The following is a 21021-nucleotide window of genomic DNA, read 5'->3' as shown; positions in this document are numbered from 1 at the left end:
GGATAAAGCTTAAATTAAAAGGTGATTTGATGAGTAATATTATTATAGATGTAATAACAAAAACAATAGTAGAAACATTATATTTGACAGCAGTTATAATTGTAATAGGATTTATTTTAGGAGCATTAAGAAATAATTCACTCAAAAATTTTCAAAAAAGATTTGGAAGTAAGTCTCTTATGATTACAGGTTTTATAGGAGTACCTATACATGAATTAAGTCATGGATTAATAGCCTTACTTTTTGGTCATAAAATAACTGAAGTAAAACTTTTTCAAAAACCAGATGCAAATGGAACCATGGGATATGTAAAACATAGTTATAGAAAAAATAATTTATATCATGAGATAGGTAACTTTTTTATAGGAATTGCGCCTATGTTTGGAGGAACTATATCAATTATAGCTTTAATGAGATTTGCTATTCCTAGATCCTATTTTAATTTAATTGAAATTCTTGAAGAAGGATTAAAGTTCGAAGTATTAAATAAAGAAGTTTTTTATAATATACTTCTTTTATATAAAAGTTTTTTAAAAAATATTTTTCTTATAGAAAACTTTAAAAATCCCTATTTCTATTTATTTTTATTTCTATCAATTTGCATAGCTTCTCATATATCCTTAAGTAAGGCAGATGTAAAAGGAGCTTCAAAGGGATTAGGTGTTATATTTCTCTTATTACTTATACTTAATGCTATAGGATTTTCAAACTTAATATCGCAAGTTACTATTATAAAATATAATATTTTGATGACTTCCATATTAATTTTAGCAGTTATTCTTTCATTAATAACATATGTTATAAGTATAATTCTTTTAAAACTGAAGATTTAAACATTAAAATAAATTAAGAAAAAATAAGATGCTGAGTAAGTTCTCAGCATCTTATTTTAAATAGAGTGTTGAAATATAAGTTGAGGACCTTTAGGTCCTATTTTTTTTATTGAAGTATCAGTGTATCCGCAACGTAAATATAGGTTTTGAGCAGGCGTATTTTTTTCATTTACAGCCAAGATTAGTTGGTTTATGCCTGAAAAGTTATTTTTTATAAATTCAAGAACAAGTTTTAAAGTTTGTTTTGCATATCCGTTTTTTTGAAACCTATAATTAATTGAAAAAGAACGTAATAAAATTGCATTGGGATTATGTATAAATTCCATTATATCTCTACCGTAATGAAGAATAAAAAAACCAACAGCCACATCATCGAGTAATACAACAATAGGAAACCTGTGTCTATCTGATAAGCAAAGATGAAGCACATCTTTAGGAAGCGCGGTAAAAACTTCTTGTTCTGGGGGAAGGCAGAACTTTAGTAGTTCTGGAAGGTGTTTTTCTTTATAAAAATCTAAAGTTATAATGCTTGACATCTTATCCTATAAATCCTCCTTGATTTACTATAATTACTGAGATTATAACATTATAAAATTTAAGAGTAAAGCTAAAATTAGTAACCTAAAATATTAATTCTGAAATTTATTCTTAATAATATAAAAATATAAATTTAATGATTATAGTAGTAATAATTAAAAAAAATGAATATTTTATAGTATTACTAAGTTTTAGAGGTGATAAATAATGCTGCCAAGTATAGAGGCCTTAGATCCAAATTTTAATTGGAATGATGCTAATTTTATTTTAATTGAGTATCAAGGTAATATAGAAAGCCAGATGAATAAGTTCCCAAATGCAAGATTAATAATTGTAGATAGAAGTCGTGCTATATTGGTAGTTTTAGGAAATATTTCAGAGGTCATAAAGGGACTTGGTGGATATGTTGCTAATGTAGAGCTTAATGCTTTATATTCTCCTTGCGAGACATCACCTGGAAATGCTGCCGGAGCTGACTTATTTCATACAAGCCCCTATCTTCAATTAGATGGAACGGGGACTATTATAGGAATTTTAGATTCCGGAATAGATTATTTAAATGAAGAGTTTATAAATGAGGATGGCACCACAAGAATATTAGCAATGTTAGATCAAACTGGGAGAAAAGATTATTCAAGTGAGGATATTAATAATGCAATAAAAGCAAAAAATCAAGGTTTAGACCCATATTCAATAGTACCACTTAGAGATGACCAAGGACATGGTACTTATATGGCAAGTATTGCAGGAGCTAGAGGCGTTAATCCCGAAGTTATTGGGGTTGCACCTAAATGTCATTTTGCAATAGTTAAGTTAGCTATAGCTGATGAGCGTACGAAAAGTGAATATGCGGTTGTTGGAGATAGCCCAGTGTACACTACAGTAGCGTTGATACTTGGAATGAGATATTTATACGAAGTAGCAGTTAGGTATAATATGCCAATGGTGATTTTAATACCCTTAGGATCTAATACTGGACCTAAAGATGGATTAAGTACAACTGAAAGATTTATGGATGAAATTTCTGCTACTAGAGGAATAACATTTGTGACACCTACAGGAAATCAAGGAGATGGAGAAAATCATGCTTCTGGAGAATTAACGAATGTAGGTGATGTATCAGAAATAGAATTAAAGGTAGATAGTAATCAAAGAAATATATGGATGGAGATTTGGGTCAAAAATCCAGACAAGTTTACATTATCAATAGTATCTCCAACAGGTGAAATAGTACAAAGGGTTCCACCTATTCCTAATAGGCAAACAGAAGTAAGTTTTCTATATGAAGGAACTAGGATGATTATTGAATACCTTTTACCTGAAAGGCAAACAGGAGATGAGAGAATAATTATAAAAGCTACAAATATTAAAGAGGGTATATGGAAGTTTAGACTTTTAGGGGAATTAGTTGTAACTGGAAGATATGATGCTTATTTAGTTTCGAGACAGTTGTTAGCACCAGAAACTAAATTTTTAAGACCAGATCCATATATAACATTATCAACACCATCAACAGCCACTCAAGCTATAACCGTGGCAGCTTATAATCAAAGTAATAATTCTGTAGTTGGGTTATCTGGAAGAGGTTATACAAGAGACGGAAAGATTAAACCTGATATAGCAGCAGGAGGGGTAAATGCATTAGTTGCATCTGTAGGGGGTGGAACTCAAACCATTACCGGTACAAGTGTAGCAGCAGCAGTTACAGCCGGATGCTGTAGCTTAATATATCAGTGGGGTATAGTTGAGGGGAATGACCCATCTTTATATTCACCAAAACTTAAGACTTATTTAATAAGAGGAACAGAAAAAAGATTAGGTGATACATATCCCAATAGGGAATGGGGGTATGGGATGCTCAATTTAAAGGGAGTATTCGATAATATTAGATTTTTAGATTATGAAAATAGAAAAAGAAGAAAAAACAAAGATAGAGATGGATATTATGTAGGAAGTTTATTTGTAAGACTTCCCTAATGAATTTTTATAAGTTAAATAGCAATGATTTAGAGGTGTTTATTATAGAAACAAATAAGTTTGATAGTGGATTAAATTTGTTAAACAATGTCCCGGGACAGCTAATATATAAAGTGGTTGCTTTATCAGAAAATGAAAAAATAAACCAAGGTAATGTTGAAGTTATAGTATTATTTGGAGATAATTTAGATCAAATTGTAAGTTCTACTGCCAAAATAGGTGGAGTGTTTGAAAATTTAGGTTTTGGTTTTGGAATAGTAACTGTTAAAGCATCAGATATTAGAAGATTATCAGAACTTGAAGGAGTTCAATATGTTGAGCTTCCTAAGGTGTTATTTACATCTGACTATTATAGTAATAGGGCTTGCTGTGTTTTAAGTGCATGGGAAAGTTATGGACTTTCAGGTGAAGGTGTCATAGTTGGATTTATTGATACGGGTATAGATTACACTCATCCTGCATTTAGAGATGAAAATGGAAATACTAGAATAGATTATATTTATGATTTAGGGGAAGATAGAAGAGTATATAATAGTACACAAATAAATGAAGCTATAAGAGCACAAAACCCATATTCAGTAGTAAATGTAAGGGATCCTTTAAATCATGGAACACATGTTGCTGGAATAGCTTGTGCAGGTGGAAGAGTTCCCAGGGTAAACTATGGTGTAGCTTATAAAAGTTCAATAATAATGGTTAAAACAGCAAGAGGTGGTCTTTTAAATTATGCCTTAAGTACACAGATAATGAGAGGAATAAAGTTTATTGTAGATAGGGCAAAAGAATTAAATAGACCAAGTGTCATAAATATAAGTCTAAGCACTAATGATGGTGCACATAATGGAACTAGTTTATTAGAACAATATATAGAGACTATATGCAAGCTTGAAAGGGTAGCTATAGTTGTAGCTGCTGGAAATGAAGGTGATGCTGCACATCATACTCAAGGATTATTAGAGAATACTAATAATATTATATTAAGTATTTCGGAAGCAGAAACATCAGTATCTTTACAGTTATACAAGCCTCTTTTAAGTGAATTATCTATACAAATAACAAATCCACTAGGAGAAAGAACAGGAAATATAGTTTTAAATGAAGGATATAAAGAAATGAGTATAGGCAAGGATAGGTGTATTATCTATAATACTGGGCCTAAACCTTTTGACATAAATGGAGAAATAATTGTAAGCATAGTCCCTTCAGCAGACTATGTTCCAAGTGGGCAGTGGAGTATAAACTTACAGTTATTAAATGAGTATAGAGGGATTTACAACATATGGCTTCCTATATCAGAAGCTTTAAATACAAAAACGAAATTTCTAAATCCAAGTGTATATAACACGTTAGGCATACCTGCAACGGTACAAAGTGTAATATCAGTTGGTAGTTATAATTACTTAACCAATTCCATTTCACCATTTTCAGGAAGAGGAAAAATTGAGGTAGGATCTTTTAATAAACCTGATCTTGTTGCTCCAGGTGATGAGATATTATCAACGGTTTCAGGAGGGAGTTTTGAAACTAAGTCTGGAACCTCGATGGCAGCACCACATGTAGCGGGAATATGTGCACTGCTCTTAGAATGGGGAATTGTAAGGGGAAATGATCCGTTTTTATTTGGAGATAGGCTTAAATATTATTTATCCAAAGGATCAAAAAGAGAAAGAAAAGAAATAGTTTATCCAGATCCTACTTGGGGATATGGTACTATATGTGCTTATGATTCATTAAGGCTTTTAGGTGCATCAAGGGGAAGAGAAAATTTAAATGAAATGTCTAGACAAAATATAGAATATGCTTTAGTTGAATATCAGGGAGATATAGTTGGAGATGCTAACAAACTTAATGGCGTAAATGTTCAAATTATAGATAACGAGAGGGCACTAATACAAACAACGGTAATGTCAATTGATGATGCTATAGCTTCCTTAAGAAATAGGATAACCTATGTATCACCAGGCGCAATATATACATTGTGTGATATTTCTCCACTTCAAGCTTCAGGGGCAATTATGTTCCAGGATACAAATGCACAAAACAACTTTTTATCTTTAAGTGGATCACAAGTCGTAGTTGGTATAATTGATACAGGAATAGATTATTTAAATGAAGAGTTTATTAATGAGGCGGGGAATACAAGAATTATTTCTATTTTTGACCAAACTGAAGAAGGTGGAAGAAAAATAGCAGGGCATCCAATAGGAAGTGAATTTATAAGGGCAGACATAAATAAAGCTATAGAGGAAATGAAGCAAGATAGAGATCCATATGCTATTGTTCCGTCAAGGGATACAATAGGTCATGGCACAAGCATGGCTGGAATTGTTGGGGCAAGAGGGGTTAATCCCGATATTATAGGAGTGGCTCCAAAATGTGAGTTTGCAATTGTTAAATTAAAGGAGGGAAGTCAAGGACTTAGAGATTATTATGGAGTATACGGGAATAGACCTGTATTCTATAGTATTGATATTATTTTAGCCATTAATTATTTATATGAATTAAGCTTAAATATAGCAAAACCTATGATAATATTACTGCCATTAGGTTCGACTATGGGGGCTCATAATGGATTTTCATCCACTGAGAGGTATATAGATAGAATTTCTAAAAGTCGGGAAATAACATTTGTAGTTCCGACAGGTAATGAAGGAGAAGCTTTTACGCATACATCTGGAGTAATACGAAATCAAGGTGGAATAGATAATATTGAATTACAAGTTGATAAAAATCAAAAAGATATAAGATTAGAAATATGGGTATCTAAGCCAGATAAATTTGCATTATCTGTGGTTTCACCTTCAGGAGAAATCGTTGAAAGAGTACCACCTAAACTCAACGAAGCAACACAGATAAACTTTATATATGAGAAGACACAGATGTCAATAACTTACTTCATTCCAGAAGAAAAAACTGGGGATGAAAAGATAGTTATACTTGCACGTAATATAAGAGAAGGTATTTGGATTTTTAGACTTATTGGAGATTTTGTGTCAACAGGACAATATAATGCGTGGCTATTACAAAAAGAGCTATTAGCACCTAGGACTATGTTTATTAAGCCTAATCACTATACGACACTAACACTACCTTCAACATCTTTAGAAGCTATTTCTGTAAGTTATTATGATCAGAATTATGATACCATAGTAGAAAGTTCAGGACGTGGCTTTAGTAGTGATGGAAGAATAAAACCAGATCTTGCGGCAGGAGGAATAAATGCATTAACTACTGGTCTTGAAGGTACAAATGTTCTTGTAAGCGGATCCAGTGTAGCGGCAGCAATTATAGCTGGATGTGCGGCTCTTATAATGGAGTGGGGTATAGTAAAAGGTAATGATACAGGAATGTATGCAACCAAGATGAAAACTTATTTAGTTAGAGGAACAGATAAAAGGCCAGGAGATGTATATCCTAATCCAGAGTGGGGATATGGAACTATTGATATGAAAAAAGTTTTTGACAATATAAGAAGTCTAGAGAATAAAAGTTATAGAGAAATTTCTCCAAACCTATCAGAAAATAAATTTCTAGAGGAAAAAGGACGGAATTATTTGGTTGAATACAATGGAGATATAGTTGAGGCTGTAAAAAGATTTCCTAATACCTATGCTTATGTAATAGATGATACTAGAGCTATAATAGCTATAGAAGAGTCTTTTGTTAAAGCTATAGATATAATTTCATCTATTCCCGAAGTAATTGTTATAGATTCAGGAGCTGTATTTACACTCTGTGATATATCTCCTATAGAAGCTTCAGGTGCAAACTTATTTTATAATAACACATATCTACCATTAGATGGAAGAGGGGTTGTGGTAGGCATAATAGATAGTGGAATTGATTATCTTAATAACGAGTTTATAAATGATGATGGTTCTAGCAGAATATTGTCTATTTGGGATCAAACAATAGAAAGTAATCAAGAGACCACAGGACTAATTCAAGGTACTATATATAGTCAAGAACAAATAAATAGAGCAATAAATGAAAGTGTTAATGGAAGAGATCCTTATGCAATAGTTCCATCTAAAGATGAACTAGGTCATGGAACAAATATGGCTGGAATAATAGCTGCAAAAGGAACAACGCCTGTATTTAGAGGAGTAGCTCCTAAATGTGATTTAGCAATAGTTAAGCTTAAGGAAGCATCTAAGCTAGTGAAAGAGTATTATGGAATCTATGGTAATTCTCCAGTGTTTAGAAGTACAACACTTTTTATGGCAGTAAGATATTTATATGAGCTTTCACTATCATTAAATAGGCCAATAGTAATATTTCTCCCCCTTGGTACTAATAATGGCCCTCATAACGGAGATGGATTTACAGATAGGTATATAGATGAGATATCTTCATATAATGGGATAACAGTAGTAGTACCTAGTGGAAATCAAGGAAACACTAACACACATACATCCGGTCTTATAAAAGGTGTTGGAGATGTTGGTATTATAGAGCTCAGAGTTGGTAGGAATCAGTCCAATATACGCTTCGAAATATGGATAACTAAGCCAGATAAGGTATCAATATCAATAACTTCACCATCAGGAGAAGTTATACAAAGAGTTCCACCAAAACTTAAGGGTTTTACAGAGGTTAATTTTGTTTATGAAGAAACTAATATGATAGTAGAATATTCAATACCAGAGGAAATTACGGGAGATCAAAGAATAACTATTGTATGTAGAAAAATGAAACCAGGTATATGGAAGTTTCAATTAACTGGAGAATTAATTGTAGTTGGAAGATATGATTCATGGATACTGCAAAAAGAATTACTAGCTGAAGATACTAGGTTTCTAAATCCAGATCCTCAGATTACACTAACTACGCCATCAACATCAGCTGGAGCTATAAGTGTAGCTTTTTATAATCAAAGTAATAACTCTATAGTACCTGAATCTGGAAGGGGATATACACGGAAGAATATGATAAAACCGGATATAGCAGCTGGAGGAATTAATCAGATCACAACAGATGTTAATGAAGGAACTAAGCTAGTATCCGGATCTAGTGTAGCTGGAGCTGTGGTAGCTGGATGTTGTGCCTTAATAATGGAGTGGGGCATTGTAGATAAAAATGATATAACCTTATACGCAACCAAAGTTAAAACATACTTAATAAGGGGAACGAGCAAAAGACCTGGAGATATATATCCAAATCCTCAATGGGGTTATGGGATGTTAAATATGAAAGGGGTATTTGATAATATAAGAGGAATAATTGAGGGAAGTAGAGAGCTAGTAAACATACAAAATATTAATTATTTTAACCAAGATTCTCATAGAGGTGTATTGATTGAGTATCAAGGTGATATTAGAAGTGCTATGGCAAAATACCCTAATACAGGACTCTATATATTAGATAATAGAAGAGCTGCTATAGCAATTCCTATAGAAAATTCAGATGCTTTTATAAGATCAATTCCTGAAATAATATATAATGATCCAGTAGAAGCATATACCTTAAGCGATATATCGCCAGTAGAAGCATCTCAAGCTCCATCATTTATAAATAGCTCAAATTTTGCATTAGATGGCACAGGTGTAGTTATAGGACTTGTAGATACAGGTATTGATTATTTAAATGAACAGTTTATTAATGAGGATGGAACCTCTAAAATTTTGACTATATGGGATCAAACAATAGTTCCTACTATAATAAATCCAGAACTTGTAGGTGGTGTAGAATATAGTAAAGAAGAAATAGATAGAGCAATACAATTGAAAGCAAGTGGAGGAGATCCATATTCAATAGTTCCTTCTAAAGATGAAATTGGTCATGGCACACATATGGCAAGTATACTGATTGGAAGAGGTACAACTCCAGAACTTCAAGGAGTATCGCCAGGAAGTAATATGGTTGTTGTAAAGCCTAGAATGAGTAGTAAAAAAGGTCGGGAGTTTATTGGTATATATGGAGATGTTCCTAGTTATAGAGGAACTGGAGTATTTTTTGCAGTCAGATATTTATATGAGTTAGCTTTAGAATTAAACAGACCTATGGTTATATATGTTCCTTTAGGAACAAATACAGGAGCTCATAATGGAACTACTTTTTTAGAAAGATATATAGATGAGATATCAAATCGTAAGGGAATAGTAGTTGTAGTACCAACAGGAAATCAAGGGAATACAGACACCCATACATCAGGAATGATAGAGTTTGTTGGGGATTCAAAAACAATAGAGCTAAAAATAGGAGCAAAGCAAAAAGACATTAAGTTTGAGATATGGGTAACAAAACCAGATAAGGTTTCGCTTTCGATAATATCTCCTACAGGAGAGATTATAAAAAAGATAGTTCCTAAATTTAAGGAAGATGCTGATATTAACTTTGTATACGAAAAAACTAGGATGTATGTATCGTTTTTAATTCCAGAAGAAATTACTGGAGATCAGAAGATAGTTATTTTTGCAGAAAATATTAAAGAGGGAATATGGCAATTTATTCTAATAGGTGAATTAATTACAGTAGGTAGATACGACTCTTGGTTATTACAACGAGAGTTAATAGCACCAGGAACAGCTTTTCTTAACCCAACAAGCAATACTACATTAACAATACCATCAACATCTGAAAGAGCTATAAGTGTAGGTTATTACAATCAAAACAATAATAGTATTGTACCAACCTCGGGTAAAGGATATACAAGAAATAATATTGTGAAACCTGATATAGCAGCAGGGGGAGTGAATCAAATAGTTACTTCTGTTGGTGGAGGAACTCAAGTTGTATCTGGATCGAGTGTAGCTGGAGCAATAACGGCAGGATGTAGTGCATTGGTACTTCAGTGGGGAATAGTAAATAATAATGATCCCAATATGTATGCTTCAAAGCTTAAAACCTATTTAATAAGAGGAACTAATAAAAGACCGGGTGATATTTATCCAAACCCTAATTGGGGATATGGAATGTTAGATTTTAGAATGGCTTTTGAGGCAATAAGAAGTAGTCCTGAAGAAGAGATTTTAGAAGGTAATAGTAGAGAATATTATCTTAAAAATCTATTTATTAGATTACCTAAAGAACGATATTCTAAGTGAAAATCATAAAAAGGAACAAATAGAACTTAAGACTATTTGTTCCTTTTTAGATTTCTAGGATTTAACTTAATTCATCAATATCCCATATATTTTTTCCATCTTTAATATAGCCATATTCTATAGTATCAAAATCTATAGTTTCATTTTGTTTATTATAATAGGACATAGGTATTTCAACCTCTAAAGAACCATATTTATATAATCTGCCCTTCATATAGTTTTTTTTCATGGTATCGAAATTATGAACAAGTCTTATACCAAAATTAGAATCGCTATGATAAGTAGCTCTCCAAAAGTCAGTGCTTGTTACATCTTTTTTTAGTTTTACTTTTACATTTTTATACATAATGATTCCTCCATATTATATTTGACTTGTATAATTATATTTTATCAAAGTTTGAAAATATATAAAACAAATAGATAATTATTATTGAAAATTATATTAAAATAACTTAAGCTATACTAATAGGAAAAAATTTGTAACATTGGAGGAGATGGGATGATAAGAAAACTAAAGGAATCAGATAGACAGATTTCATTAAACTTTCTAAGTGAGGAGCCTGCTATAAATTTATTTATAATTGGAGATATAGAGAATAATGGATTTAATGAAGATTTTCAAAAATTATGGGGTTCTTTTAATGAAAACAATGATTTAGTAGGTATTCTTTTAAGATATCATGAAAGTTTTGTTCCTTTGATGAGTTTGATACGATAAGTACAAATTCTCCAGAGGGAATTTCAGAAAATATAAGAAGTAAAACTTCAAGAATATATTATTCAAAAAATGAAAAAGATGAAATATGTGCAATTACTCAAAGTACAGCTGAATGTACTAAAGCAGCTATGATAGTTGGAGTAGCATGCAAAAAAGGGGATAGAAAAAAGGGACATGTTACAAAATGTTTATCTAGTTTATGTGATGATTTATTAAAAGAGGGAAAAAGCCTATGTTTATTTTATGATAACCCTAAGGCTGGTAGTATTTATCATAGATTAGGATTTGAAAATATAGATAGATGGACAATGGCAGTAGAGAAGAAATAGTAGAGGTGTAAAATGTTATATTTAGAAGAGTTATCAATGAATGCTTGGCCAGCGATACAAACCATTTTATATGATGGTTGGATTTTAAGATTTGCGAATGGATACACAAAAAGGGCTAATTCCATAAATCCTGTATATTTTTCTAATGAAAATATACACGATAAAATAGAAGAATGTGAAAAAATCTTTAAGGAGAAAAATATACCTATTGTTTTTAAGATAACACCCAAGATTTTTCCTAATAACCTAGATAAAATACTAGAATCAAAGGGTTATTTAGTAAAAGATATTACTAGATTTCAGACTCTTGATATAGAAGAGAGTGACTTTGAAGTTTCTCATAACATAAAAATAGAAGATGATTTTAATGGGGGATGGTTAGAGGCATTCTGTAAGTTAAATAAGTTAAGTGAAGAAAATAAAAATACTATAGAAAAAATGTTTAACAATATAATTTCTGAGAAATTTTTTGTTTCAATATTAGATGAAGATAAAGTTGTTGGATGCACATTAGGTGTTTTAGAAAGAAATCACGTAGGTATTTTTGATGTAATTGTTGATGAAGATCATAGAAATAAAGGATTAGGAGAAAAATTAATAAAAGCTACTCTTAGAAAAGCGAAAGATAATGGAGGAGAAAAGGCTTATTTGCAGGTAGTAGATAACAATATCTCCGCAATCAATCTATATAAGAAAATTGGTTTTAAAGAAATATATAAATATTGGTATAGGATTAAATAGATAAATTGGTCTAATTTATCTATTTATTACATAAAGTATATATGAATATAAATACTTAGGAGAGCTATAACAATGCATTTTGTGGAAGTTGAAGATAGAGTGAAATTATATGTCAAAGACTTGAATCCAGGGTATGAAGATGCTATAGTTTTTATTCATGGATGGCCAGTAAATCATAAGATGTTTGAGTATCAATTAAATTTTCTACCTAATTATAATTTTAGATGTGTTGCTATAGACTTAAGAGGTTTCGGAAAATCTGATAAACCTTGGCATGGATATTGTTATAATAGATTAGCTGATGATATTAGATTTGTTATAGAAGAGTTGAACCTTAGAAATATAACCTTAGTAGGATTTTCAATGGGAGGGGCTATAGCAATAAGATATCTATCTAGATATAAAAAAAGCAGAGTAAAAAAACTGGCTTTATTATCAGCAGCGGCTCCTGTGTTTACGAAAAGAGAAGACTATCCTTATGGGAAAAGTATAGAGGAAGTAAATAAGTTAATTTTAGACACTTATGAAAATAGACCTGAAATGATAAGTGAGTTTGGAAAAATATTTTTTAATACAGAAGTTACTCCTAATTTTAGAGCTTGGTTTAATGGTCTTGGTCTAGAGGGGGAGAACTATTCAACAATAAAAACAGCTGTATCCTTAAGAGACGAAGATTTAAGGAATGATTTAAAAAACATAGATGTTCCAACTGGAATTTTTCATGGAAAAAAAGATAAGGTTTGCCCTTACGAATTTGCGTTAGAAATGAAGAAGGGCATAAATAATTCAGTTTTATATACTTTCGAAAATAGTGGACATGGTATCTTTTATGATGAGTTAGAGGAGTTTAATAAAAATTTTACAGAATTTTTATTACAAGATTAATAGAAAAAAGTTGTTGCAAATTTATTTTTCAATGATTTGCAACAACTTTATTTTTTAAATTTCTTTATCATTAGGATAATATTGTTTAAATGCTTCATCATAATCTTCAGGTTTATTGAATTCTTGAACTTCACTTATGTAGGTGCCTTTTTCATCATGAATTTTTTCTTTATATACAGTTTTAAAACTATCACTATCTTTAACTTTATTTGATTTTCTCAATGTTTACACCTTCTTTTAATTTAATAGAAAAAGAACAAATAGGATTAAACTAACACCATTATAAATAATTTATTATACATAGATAATCTTTCGACTAAATACAAATAAATCACTACCTATAACAATGAGTCGTTCCACCATATAAAATATCTACACAACCTTATATAACCTTACGGCTATATAATATCATTACAACACCTTATATGATGTTAGCTAAACCCTATATGATAAGTTGGAATATTAGTATAATAAGAAGTTTTAGTTTCCGACTACAAAAACACTTTTCCTAACCATATAGAATTCACTAGAATTAAGTATAAATTTATACTTAATTCTAGCAAGCTTAAATAAATCTAAAAGAATTATTTAAGTATTGGCTTAATCACTATTTGTTCCTTGATATTATATTAACCTAAATTGGTTTTTATATTCTGGTAAGTTAAGGAATTAAAAACCTCTTTTTTTAGCTTCAACATAACTGTCATTTTTGCCAGGTTCCTCTATAGTCTGAGAAATTTGATTTTTAGACCATTGATCTTGAGTTTTAGTTCCATTTCTTAAAGCATTTTCTTTAGTAAAAGTTCTTTTATTATCATTTTTCATAGCTACACCTCCTTATTTCATTCTTTATTAGTATTAATAAATATTAAGAAAATATCATAAGGAGTTATAACCTAAAAAAGAAATTTTGGGCAAAATATAAGAAAGGCTTGGGGTAAACAAGCCTTTCTAAATGATGAAGGGTAAATCTATATACTAATATTTCATTTTGTGCCGAAATGAAATGAATAGTATCGAATAATATAGGAAAATATTAAAATTTTCCATTTAAAGCTGTATATATAAAATTAAATATATATACTATATTTATGTAGATAAATGAAACACTTCACTATCCATAACTAGTATATGATATAAATTCAAAAAAATCCATAGTTAAAATGAAAAATTCATTAATAAGTTCATTTTTGCGAGGTTTAAAGTTTTAGATTTATTAAATCTCTTTTGAATTATGGGGAGAATTTAGAAGCAGTTGAATATATTGTAATAAGGAATAAAATATTAAAGATTTACTATAGTATTTCTTTTAGGTAGGTGATAATCATTAAAACTTTTAGATTTATTCTAATGATTATTCTTTTTATAGGAATTTTAATTGGTTCCATTTTTACCACCAATTTAGAGGTTAAAAAGTTTTTACAATTATTTTTAGTGGCAGGACTTTTCATGACAGCAGTAATAAAGTTCTTTAAAAAACTGTGAAACTTTTTAAAAGGTATTCCTAAACTTGTGAGGAATACCTTATTTCTATAAAAACAATTTGCTGTTAATTCTTTTATCATACTCTGACCAACTACCTTCGGGAGTAATATCTCTAATCTGCTGAACCTTATTCATGGTAGCATCTATGTTATCAGCAATACTTAAAATCAAGGCTTCTTCTGTTTTAGGTTCCCTAGGAGAACCATACTCTAATTTTCCATGATGTTGGACTATGCAAGCTTTTATTCTTGCTTTAAATTCCTCAGTATAAAGAGTAGGTTGTTCGTTAAAGGCCTTTTCAACCATTTGAGTGCCTATAACTATATGTCCTTCCATTTCTCCTCTTAAACTATATCTAAAGGGAGAATCATGATAAAATTCATATATTTTACCAATATCGTGAAGCTTAGCCCCTAATATAGCAATTTCTTTACGCCTTATTCTATAGCTATATGCAAGATGTTTAGTTAGTTTCATAACCCCTAAAGTATGTTCTGCAAGGCCACCACGATAGTTATGATGTTGAGAGACTCCACCTATGCCTGATTTAAACATATCTAAAAATTCCTTATCCTTAAAGAAAAATTCATTTAAAGTTAAAACATCTTTGCTTTTAAATTCTTCTAAAGAAATTTTCTCAATCTCATCTAAAAGATTAGATATATCACCATTATATTTAGGCAAAAATATATCTAAATCTGGATTTTTTTCAATTTCATATTCTGAAACTTCGAAAATAGAAGTATATTTTCCTTTAACTTTCAAAACCATTCCTAATTCTAAACTTGTATTTGCAACTATAGATGCTTTAAAATCTCCAGAACTATCTCCTAAAATAATAATATCTTTTTTACCATCCTTATATAGTTTTCTAATTATCATAAAAGTTGATTTAATAATTGATTTAGAAATATGTATATCTTTAGCATACACTTTATTATTCATAACATTCACCTCATCAAAGACATTAAATTTATTATAAGAAAAACAAATTGAAATTATTCTAAGGAAATAGTAGATTAAAATTACAATTTATTCCCAAAATATGTAAAGTGTGATAAGATATATTTAAGAGAACCTATATGTGTAGGAGGAATATGGATGAGTTACAAAAATTATTACTATGGAGATATAAATATGGATATAAATTTATCCATGAGAAAACTACAAATATTAAGAGAAGATTTGTTTAAAGACAAACCTTTTTATAAAGGAATATATAATAAGTATAGAATAAAAACGCTTAAAAAAATTATAAAAAGTGGATTTCCCCAGCCAGCCATAGTTGTTTCATTAAATCCATTTTTAGTAGCAGCTTACTCAGATGACTTAGATTGTGTAGCTATTTTAGCTTTTCCAAAAGATTTAATTAATGAATACAAACTTACTATTGGATCAAAACTACTTTCATTAAATACTTATAAAAATGGAAATGAATATGACAACGATATTATGCCAGGTGAGAATCCAAAAGGATTATGGGTAGGGTTTACACCTAATATAGCGGATTTTTTATCTGAGGATATGGAAATTATCGAAAGGAAAAAAATTGATATATCAGATGAATATTGGGGTCGTGGATATGAACTTGGATTAAAATATATAAATAATTTTCCAGATGTACAAAGAAGTGGGGAACCTCTTTTATCAGGAAAAATACCTTTGGGAATATAAGAGGATGTTTTAGATCCTCTTTTTTATCGTATAGGAAAGTACATTCTTCCTATGCGATAAAAAAGGCAAGGGGTGCAGGGAAGGTTGTGCTCCCCGCCTCTTAAGGAGGGTGCTCAGACACTCAGTGTCGTCGAAGGGAAACATAGGGTTCCCTAGTGAAGTGGCGTAGCCACTTTTTTACCAAAAGTTATCAAGCTTATCTAAGGTAAAGACAAAATCATAATAATAATCACCATAATTACTAGTACAACCATAATCAATTAAACGTAAGCTATTATCAAGGAATCCCCATGAGGTAGGGGAATATAAATCTTCCTCTAAAAGATAGAATTTATCTGTTAAAGTATCAAGATAATCTTTAATATGTGAGTATCCTGTAAAATTACTAATGTTTATATATTTTGTTTTAGTAAAAAAAGACATAGGTGTAGCTCTCCTCATAACTATATGTTTTGGAGTAAAGTATTCTATTGGGCATAATATAGTTTTCAGATTACTTGAAGCATTTTGAAAAACATAATTTTCTACAGAATTTTGATAAAAGCCATCTATACCCTTGGAAATTTTAATTACATATTCGTCATCAAGAGCATAAACTCTTCTTGCGATACCTTCACCTAAAAAATGATATTGAGCAGACATTTCCTTTGGGGATAATTTATCTAATTCCTTTGTAAGTTCTTCCCACATTCTTATCTCCAGTAAATTAATACACTATTAGTTTACTCAAAAAATCCATAATGTGATACAAAATGAAAAAAAGGAAACCCCTATAAAAAGAGTTTCCAGAAAATTTTCTAATTAAAAAGCCCAATTTCCATCCTTAAATACTTGGATTTTTTCGTTAGTATAAGTATAACCAACTATATTTAAATCATCTGTCCCTATCATAAAATCAACATGAGTTAAAGAGTCATTTGCACCTCTTTTAACAGCTTCTTCATTTGTAATTTTATCGCCATCATCAAAGCAAGGATATGCCTTACCAATAGCAAAATGGCAGGAAGCATTTTCATCATATAATGTATTAAAGAATATTATATTTGAATTAGATATAGGTGAATCATGTGGAACTAATGCAACCTCACCTAAGTAGTGAGACCCTTCATCTGTTTCTATTAAATGTTTTAAAGTATCGTAACCTTCTTCAGCTGAAAAATCAACAACTTTTCCATCTTTAAATGTTAATGAGAAGTTATCAATTAAATTACCACCATAATTAAGTGGTTTTGAAGAAAATACAGTTCCATTGACCCCAGTTTTTAAAGGTAGAGTGAATACTTCTTCAGTTGGCATATTTGCTACAAAATATCTGCCATCAGCACAGGTTTCTCCACCTCCAACCCAAATATGTCTTTCAGGTAATTGTACTCTAATGTCTGTTCCTTTGGAATTAGTGTAATGTAACTCTTTAAAATTATTGTCATTTAAGAATTTACTTTTCTCTTGCAAGTTATCTATATGAGCTTTCCAAGCCTCATTTGGATTTTCTGTATCAATTCTAACTATATTAAATATATTTTCCCAAAGTTTTGCAACTGCATCTTCAGTAGATAAATCATTAAAGACTTTTTTAGCCCAACCTTCAGTTGGAACTGAAACGACACACCAAGGACATTTATTTGACATTAAAAGTTCAGAAAAATCCTTGTTAGCTAATTGCATAGCTTTTTGAGCTGTTGATATTTTTTCTGTATCAACACCCTTAAGGTTTTCAGGGTCGGATGCAGAGATGCTAATGAAGGCAGCTCCTTTTTTTGCATAATAAAGTTTTGATTGCACTTTCCAATCAGGAACCTCTTCTAAAGTTTCTAATGAAGCATAAGTTAAATTTATTTTTGTGAATTTTTCATCTGCCCAATGAATAGTAACTTCTTTAGCACCTTTTTTGTAAGCTTCTTCAGCCATCTTTCTAGCAAAGTCAGCACATTCTATTGGAGAGTTTATAACTAAGTAATCATTTTTTTGTATATTTACTCCTGTCCCTACAGCGAGAGAAGCATATTTTTGTAATAATTTTTCCATTTATTATCACTCCTTCAGTTTTATTTTCTCAAATCTTGCCTTATATTTCAAGCTGTAAGCATATTTTAACCTTTATATGTTAAAATTAATAATACTGATAGATGAAGTTTTTAGCTAAAAATAGTATAATTAGCTTATTATGATTTATTTGGAGGAAAAAATGAAGAAGATTTTACTTATAGATAGTAATTCACTTATGAATAGAGCGTTTTATGCGTTGCCACCACTTACTAATAGCGATGGTATCCATACTAATGCCATATATGGGTTTACTAATATGATTTTGAAAATACAGGATGAAATAGTCCCAGATTATATAATAGCAACATTTGATAAAAAAGCACCAACTTTTAGGCATAATGAGTATGCGGAGTATAAGGCAGGAAGAAAAAAAATGCCGCCAGAGCTTGCAGAACAGTTTCCTTTAACTAAGGAGCTACTTAGCTATTTAGGTATACCTATATTTGAATTAGATGGGTTTGAAGCAGATGACCTTTTAGGTACCTTATCTAAAAAGGCAGAAGAAGATAATATAGAAGTATATGTTTTAACTGGAGACAAGGATGCGCTTCAATTAGCATCTGATACCACAAATATAATAATTACTAAAAAGGGTGTATCTGAAAAGGAAGTTTATAATAGACAAAGAATGCAGGATGATTTTGGAGTTACACCTCTAGAATTTATAGATGTAAAAGGACTTATGGGCGATAAGTCTGATAATATACCAGGGGTTCCTGGAATAGGGGAAAAAACAGCTTACAAATTAATTCAGACCTATGGAAGTGTAGAGGGTGTATTAAACAACATAGCTGATATTTCAGGTAAAAAAATAAAAGATAATTTAGAAACTTACAGTGAACAGGCAATTTTCAGTAAAAAGCTTGCAACTATTATGAGGGATGTACCTATAGAATTTTCTTGGGATGAAGCTCTTCATAATGAAAATATAGATAAGAGAAAAGTTAGGGAATTACTAATTAAGCTCGAAATGAAGTCTCTTTTAGGTAGATTTCAAGAAGAGAATATATTAGAAGAAAAAGAGGATATTAATTCTCAAACTGTAACCACAATATCAGATTTCAAAAACTTAATGGATAAAATATCAAAAGATGTTTATATAATATCTGAACTTATAGAAGAGAATGTTTTTTCAAAAATTAATATAAATAGGCTTTACTTAAGTTCTAACAATGAAATTTTTATTATAGAATGTTTAAAGATGGAGATTGAAAATTCAAAAGAATATATTAAAGCACTTAAACTTCTTTTTGAAAATGAACAAATAAAAAAATATTCCTATAGAATAAAAAATATTTTAACTGTCTTAAGAAAATTTAATGTTGAACCTAAAGGCATAGAATTTGATGTTGAGTTAGCAGCTTATATAATAGATTCATCAAAGGGTAAATATCCATTAGAAAGCCTTTTAGAAAAATACTTAAATAAAGGAATTAAAGCAGAGGGTGAAGAAGAGAGGGTTTTTGAGGCTTATAATCTTAAAAATCTAGTTGATATGTTAAGAGAGAAGCTAAAAGAAGATGAAATGGAGGATCTTTACTATAATGTAGAGTTACCACTTGCAAATGTATTATCTTCTATGGAAGCGGAAGGTTTTAATATAAATAAAAAAATGTTAGAAGAATTGTCAGTTTCATTTAAAAAAGAAATAGATGAAAAAGGAAATAAAATCTATGAGCTAGCAGGTGAGGAGTTTAATATAAATTCGCCAAAGCAGTTAGGCAAAATACTATTTGAAAAACTTGACCTTCCTCCAGTTAAGAAAACAAAAACTGGATATTCAACTAATGCAGAGGTTCTAGAAAAATTAGTAGATAAACACCCAATTATAAAAGAAATAACTTATTATAGACAAATAACAAAGATATACTCAACTTATATTGAAGGGTTAAAAGCTGTTATTGATGAAGATGGAGGAATACATTCAAGCTTTAATCAGACAGTTACAACAACAGGAAGATTAAGTTCAACAGAACCTAATTTACAAAACATTCCTATTAAATATGAAATGGGTAGAGCTATAAGAAAAGTATTTATTCCTAAAGAGAAGGAAGATGTTCTTATATCAGCTGACTATTCTCAAATAGAGTTAAGAGTTTTAGCACACATGGCAGAAGATGAAAATATGCTTCATGCGTTTAGAGAAAATATAGATATTCATACTAAAACTGCTTCAGAAGTTTTTAAAGTTCCATTAGATGAGGTAACTAAGCTTATGAGAGGAAGAGCTAAAGCTGTTAACTTTGGAATAGTATACGGAATTTCAGATTTTTCTTTATCTCAAGATTTAGGGATTACTAAAAAAGAAGCTGCAGAGTATATGCAGATATATTTTGATAGATATCCTAAGATACAGGGATTTCTTCATGAGGTAACGGAAAAAGCTAAAGAGTTTGGATATGTATTAACAATTTTAAACCGTAGAAGGTTTATACCAGAAATACTATCTTCTAATAAGATATTAAAAGCCTTAGGGGAAAGATTAGCAATGAATGCTCCTATACAAGGAAGTGCTGCTGATATTATAAAAATAGCTATGATAAGAGTTTATGAAAAACTTAAAGAAAATGGACTTAAGAGTAAACTTATACTTCAGGTTCATGATGAGCTAATATTAAATGTTAAGCCAGATGAACTAGAAGAAGTTAAGGAATTAGTTAAAAATGAAATGGAGCATGTATTAGAATTAAATGTTCCTCTTGAAGTTGATGTAAATATAGGTGACACTTGGTATGATGCAAAATAGGGGG

At 30.4% G+C, this 21021-nt stretch carries 16 protein-coding genes; 9 read left to right on the top strand and 7 right to left on the bottom strand.

The window, feature by feature from the left end; all coding sequences use genetic code 11:
* Positions 1–29: 29 nt before the first annotated feature.
* Positions 30–833 carry a hypothetical protein gene (locus L1S49_RS15885; protein WP_238906236.1) on the top strand — a complete coding sequence of 268 codons (804 nt, stop codon included), beginning with the start codon at positions 30–32 and terminating at the stop codon, positions 831–833.
* A gap of 56 nt (positions 834–889) precedes the next feature.
* On the opposite strand, the gene L1S49_RS15880 is transcribed toward L1S49_RS15885, so the two are convergent.
* Entirely contained in the window at positions 890–1369 is a 480-nt protein-coding gene (locus tag L1S49_RS15880) for a GNAT family N-acetyltransferase (RefSeq protein ID WP_238906230.1), read from the bottom strand.
* A gap of 208 nt (positions 1370–1577) precedes the next feature.
* On the opposite strand from L1S49_RS15880, the gene L1S49_RS15875 reads away from it, so the two are divergent.
* The gene (locus L1S49_RS15875; RefSeq protein WP_238906229.1) at positions 1578–3347 is read left to right on the top strand and encodes a S8 family peptidase; all 1770 of its coding nucleotides are present in this window, start codon (positions 1578–1580) and stop codon (positions 3345–3347) included.
* Positions 3347–10393: a S8 family peptidase gene (locus L1S49_RS15870; RefSeq protein ID WP_238906227.1), complete on the top strand. Its 7047-nt coding sequence runs from the start codon at positions 3347–3349 to the stop codon at positions 10391–10393. Before L1S49_RS15875 ends, L1S49_RS15870 begins: the two co-directional genes overlap by 1 nt.
* Before the next feature lie 61 nt (positions 10394–10454).
* On the opposite strand, the gene L1S49_RS15865 is transcribed toward L1S49_RS15870, so the two are convergent.
* Positions 10455–10739 carry a hypothetical protein gene (locus L1S49_RS15865; protein ID WP_238906225.1) on the bottom strand — a complete coding sequence of 95 codons (285 nt, stop codon included), beginning with the start codon at positions 10737–10739 and terminating at the stop codon, positions 10455–10457.
* 153 nt (positions 10740–10892) lie between these two features.
* Between L1S49_RS15865 and L1S49_RS15860 the strand changes: the two genes are divergently transcribed.
* The 4 genes from L1S49_RS15860 to L1S49_RS15845 all read left to right on the top strand — a co-directional run bounded on the left by L1S49_RS15860 (position 10893) and on the right by L1S49_RS15845 (position 13066).
* On the top strand, positions 10893–11111 hold the full coding sequence (locus L1S49_RS15860; protein WP_238906223.1) for a hypothetical protein: 219 nt from the start codon (positions 10893–10895) through the stop codon (positions 11109–11111).
* A complete protein-coding gene (locus L1S49_RS23420) occupies positions 11108–11440 on the top strand; it encodes a GNAT family N-acetyltransferase (RefSeq protein WP_343073986.1) in 333 nt (110 codons plus the stop codon). Before L1S49_RS15860 ends, L1S49_RS23420 begins: the two co-directional genes overlap by 4 nt.
* 12 nt (positions 11441–11452) lie before the next feature.
* Positions 11453–12181, top strand: coding sequence for a GNAT family N-acetyltransferase (locus tag L1S49_RS15850; protein WP_238906219.1), 729 nt, complete (start codon positions 11453–11455; stop codon positions 12179–12181).
* Between the two features lie 72 nt (positions 12182–12253).
* Positions 12254–13066: an alpha/beta hydrolase gene (locus tag L1S49_RS15845; RefSeq protein WP_238906218.1), complete on the top strand. Its 813-nt coding sequence runs from the start codon at positions 12254–12256 to the stop codon at positions 13064–13066.
* A gap of 54 nt (positions 13067–13120) precedes the next feature.
* On the opposite strand, the gene L1S49_RS15840 is transcribed toward L1S49_RS15845, so the two are convergent.
* From L1S49_RS15840 to L1S49_RS15830, 3 genes are all read right to left on the bottom strand, one after another.
* On the bottom strand, positions 13121–13288 hold the full coding sequence (locus tag L1S49_RS15840; RefSeq protein ID WP_238906216.1) for a hypothetical protein: 168 nt from the start codon (positions 13286–13288) through the stop codon (positions 13121–13123).
* A 447-nt stretch (positions 13289–13735) separates the two neighbouring features.
* A complete protein-coding gene (locus L1S49_RS15835) occupies positions 13736–13891 on the bottom strand; it encodes a hypothetical protein (protein ID WP_021801625.1) in 156 nt (51 codons plus the stop codon).
* 705 nt (positions 13892–14596) lie between these two features.
* Positions 14597–15496: an HD domain-containing protein gene (locus L1S49_RS15830; protein ID WP_238906214.1), complete on the bottom strand. Its 900-nt coding sequence runs from the start codon at positions 15494–15496 to the stop codon at positions 14597–14599.
* A gap of 156 nt (positions 15497–15652) precedes the next feature.
* Here L1S49_RS15830 and L1S49_RS15825 point away from each other — a divergent pair, with 156 nt between their 5' ends.
* Complete coding sequence (locus L1S49_RS15825; protein WP_238906212.1) at positions 15653–16225, top strand: hypothetical protein; 573 nt, start codon at positions 15653–15655, stop codon at positions 16223–16225.
* Positions 16226–16402: 177 nt separating this feature from the next.
* Here the strand turns inward: L1S49_RS15825 and L1S49_RS15820 are convergent, their stop codons facing one another.
* Positions 16403–16915: a hypothetical protein gene (locus L1S49_RS15820; protein WP_073022017.1), complete on the bottom strand. Its 513-nt coding sequence runs from the start codon at positions 16913–16915 to the stop codon at positions 16403–16405.
* Between the two features lie 111 nt (positions 16916–17026).
* A complete protein-coding gene (locus L1S49_RS15815; RefSeq protein ID WP_238906210.1) occupies positions 17027–18250 on the bottom strand; it encodes an aminopeptidase in 1224 nt (407 codons plus the stop codon).
* A 160-nt stretch (positions 18251–18410) separates the two neighbouring features.
* Here L1S49_RS15815 and polA point away from each other — a divergent pair, with 160 nt between their 5' ends.
* A complete protein-coding gene (gene polA, locus L1S49_RS15810) occupies positions 18411–21017 on the top strand; it encodes a DNA polymerase I (RefSeq protein ID WP_238906208.1) in 2607 nt (868 codons plus the stop codon).
* Positions 21018–21021 lie beyond the last annotated feature (4 nt).

The sequence above is a fragment of the Clostridium sp. YIM B02506 genome (assembly GCF_022324845.1).
In the GTDB taxonomy this organism is placed as follows: domain Bacteria; phylum Bacillota; class Clostridia; order Clostridiales; family Clostridiaceae; genus Clostridium_T; species Clostridium_T intestinale.
The sequence above is the reverse complement of the archived record's forward strand: the minus strand, read 5'-3'. Positions and strand labels throughout refer to the sequence as shown.

What these genes read in the sequence shown, in the direction of transcription:
- L1S49_RS15885 (WP_238906236.1), top strand. Translation starts at nt 30, where the DNA reads ATGAGTAATATTATTATAGATGTAATAACAAAAACAATAGTAGAAACA.
- L1S49_RS15880 (WP_238906230.1), bottom strand. Translation starts at nt 1,369, where the DNA reads ATGTCAAGCATTATAACTTTAGATTTTTATAAAGAAAAACACCTTCCA.
- L1S49_RS15875 (WP_238906229.1), top strand. Translation starts at nt 1,578, where the DNA reads ATGCTGCCAAGTATAGAGGCCTTAGATCCAAATTTTAATTGGAATGAT.
- L1S49_RS15870 (WP_238906227.1), top strand. Translation starts at nt 3,347, where the DNA reads ATGAATTTTTATAAGTTAAATAGCAATGATTTAGAGGTGTTTATTATA.
- L1S49_RS15865 (WP_238906225.1), bottom strand. Translation starts at nt 10,739, where the DNA reads ATGTATAAAAATGTAAAAGTAAAACTAAAAAAAGATGTAACAAGCACT.
- L1S49_RS15860 (WP_238906223.1), top strand. Translation starts at nt 10,893, where the DNA reads ATGATAAGAAAACTAAAGGAATCAGATAGACAGATTTCATTAAACTTT.
- L1S49_RS15850 (WP_238906219.1), top strand. Translation starts at nt 11,453, where the DNA reads ATGTTATATTTAGAAGAGTTATCAATGAATGCTTGGCCAGCGATACAA.
- L1S49_RS15845 (WP_238906218.1), top strand. Translation starts at nt 12,254, where the DNA reads ATGCATTTTGTGGAAGTTGAAGATAGAGTGAAATTATATGTCAAAGAC.
- L1S49_RS15835 (WP_021801625.1), bottom strand. Translation starts at nt 13,891, where the DNA reads ATGAAAAATGATAATAAAAGAACTTTTACTAAAGAAAATGCTTTAAGA.
- L1S49_RS15830 (WP_238906214.1), bottom strand. Translation starts at nt 15,496, where the DNA reads ATGAATAATAAAGTGTATGCTAAAGATATACATATTTCTAAATCAATT.
- L1S49_RS15825 (WP_238906212.1), top strand. Translation starts at nt 15,653, where the DNA reads ATGAGTTACAAAAATTATTACTATGGAGATATAAATATGGATATAAAT.
- L1S49_RS15820 (WP_073022017.1), bottom strand. Translation starts at nt 16,915, where the DNA reads ATGTGGGAAGAACTTACAAAGGAATTAGATAAATTATCCCCAAAGGAA.
- L1S49_RS15815 (WP_238906210.1), bottom strand. Translation starts at nt 18,250, where the DNA reads ATGGAAAAATTATTACAAAAATATGCTTCTCTCGCTGTAGGGACAGGA.
- polA (WP_238906208.1), top strand. Translation starts at nt 18,411, where the DNA reads ATGAAGAAGATTTTACTTATAGATAGTAATTCACTTATGAATAGAGCG.